The sequence below is a fragment of the Paraburkholderia mimosarum LMG 23256 = NBRC 106338 genome (assembly GCF_000739815.1).
GTDB classification, from domain to species: Bacteria; Pseudomonadota; Gammaproteobacteria; order Burkholderiales; family Burkholderiaceae; genus Paraburkholderia; species Paraburkholderia mimosarum.
Genome location: NZ_BBJJ01000266.1, coordinates 1 through 1,775 on the forward strand (window position 1 = coordinate 1; position 1,775 = coordinate 1,775).

At 59.5% G+C, this 1,775-nt stretch carries 2 protein-coding genes; both read left to right on the plus strand.

The features are described from left to right. Positions 1 to 221 precede the first annotated feature (221 nt). Positions 222 to 965 (plus strand): acetoacetyl-CoA reductase, encoded by a 744-nt coding sequence (phbB, locus tag BMI01S_RS37235; protein WP_081716355.1) that lies wholly within the window; start codon positions 222 to 224, stop codon positions 963 to 965. A gap of 453 nt (positions 966 to 1,418) precedes the next feature. Beyond that, on the plus strand, positions 1,419 to 1,685 hold the full coding sequence (locus BMI01S_RS37240) for a hypothetical protein (RefSeq protein WP_042293337.1): 267 nt from the start codon (positions 1,419 to 1,421) through the stop codon (positions 1,683 to 1,685). The last annotated feature ends 90 nt before the right edge of the window (positions 1,686 to 1,775 follow it).

A 1,775-nucleotide genomic window follows, 5' to 3' on the forward strand; every position in this document is an offset into this window, starting at 1 on the left:
AACCGGGTAGTAAGCGGCTCGCCGTGCGCAAGCAACGGCGAGCCGTCAGTAGCAGCAACCACGCGCAATATTAAAAGCTGACTAGAAGCCGCGCGGTCTCAGTCTTGCCTTCGTCTTGGGTGGAAAGAGGAAGTCAGGACAACGGCGAATGTGGCGTCAATCTACGCAGGCGATGCCACCGCCACAGACTCTTTTACATAGAACTCTCGCAGGTATATAGGATGACTAATCGTATTGCATTGGTAACGGGCGGTATGGGGGGCCTTGGCGAGGCCATCAGCGTGAAGCTTCACGATGCGGGCTATCGCGTCGTCGTGACGCATTCGCCGGATAACGCGGGGGCGAAGGACTGGCTCGCCCGGATGAAAGAAACGGACCGCGAGTTTCATGCATATGGCATGGACGTAGCCGATTACGACTCGTGCCAGCGCGGCGCGGCGAAGATCCAGAGCGAGATCGGACCTGTCGATATTCTCGTGAACAACGCGGGCATTACGCGCGACATGACGTTCCGCAAGCTCGACAAGGTCAACTGGGACGCCGTGCTGCGCACCAATCTCGACTCGATCTTCAATATCTCGAAGCCGCTGTGCGACGGCATGGTCGAGCGGGGGTGGGGCCGCATCATCAATATTTCGTCGGTGAACGGCTCGAAGGGTTCGGTCGGTCAAACCAACTATGCGGCGGCGAAGGCCGGCATGCACGGCTTCACGAAATCGCTGGCGCTGGAAGTGGCGCGCAAGGGCGTGACCGTGAACACCATTTCACCGGGTTATCTGGCCACGAAGATGGTGACCGCGATCCCACAGGAAATCCTCGACACGAAGATCCTGCCGCAGATTCCGGCTGGCCGCCTCGGCAAGCCGGAGGAGGTGGCAGGCCTCGTGGCCTACCTGTGCTCCGAGGAAGCCGGTTTCGTGACCGGCGCGAATATTGCCATTAACGGCGGCCAGCACATGCAATAAGGACCGGCGGCGCTGGAGGCCACTCACGGAAGCCAGGCCGCATTTTTCGGTGTTTTGCTCGCTTCACCACTACGCGTATTCCCGTCTTCGTGGCAGCGGGAAATCGCCATGGTGCTTCATCATGGGGAATGGCATGGGCGAAGAAACATGGATCGGTCTCGCGATCGGCGTATCGACACTCGCCGTTGCTTTACCCGCGGCGATCGCTCACTACAGGCGCGAACGACGTCGGGCGCGGCTACTGGGCAACCTCAGGCAGCACGCTACGGACCACGCAGAATCCGGCGCGAGCATTGCCGCTAACGCTTTGCGCGATGCACCGTTACGCTGAAGGGAACCGAATCGGTCCAACGGGCGACGTGCCTCGAAGCTCGACGACCATTGCATCGCTCGACGGATCAATCGGCATTGAATCGTCGCGCACACAGTTATTGATCTTTTAAACGCTACACGATGACACATCATGCTCCGGAGCCGCTGGCCTTCAGTCAGCCGCAACTCAACGTTCGCGCAGCGACGCACTCGCTGAGGGTCGCCGCACTCTGGCAGGTGCTGATGCCGTTTGCCAGGGAGATCGGGAACGTGAAGATCTCGACGGAACAGGTTGACGGCTATGCGGATATCACCATTTCATTCGTTCGCGCTCCGTCCGCCGCGCTGGGCGCGATGGTGGACAGGCTGGGCGCGATGACGTGGGTGACGAAGGCCACGTTGATTTGAATGCCTTCGCACCAATCCGTGACGCAGCCGAATAGATTCATGCCACAGGATGGCAGGACAACATATCAAGTAAGCAGGGTATCCATGGAC

What these genes read in the sequence shown, in the direction of transcription:
- phbB (WP_081716355.1), top strand. Translation starts at nt 222, where the DNA reads ATGACTAATCGTATTGCATTGGTAACGGGCGGTATGGGGGGCCTTGGC.
- BMI01S_RS37240 (WP_042293337.1), top strand. Translation starts at nt 1,419, where the DNA reads ATGACACATCATGCTCCGGAGCCGCTGGCCTTCAGTCAGCCGCAACTC.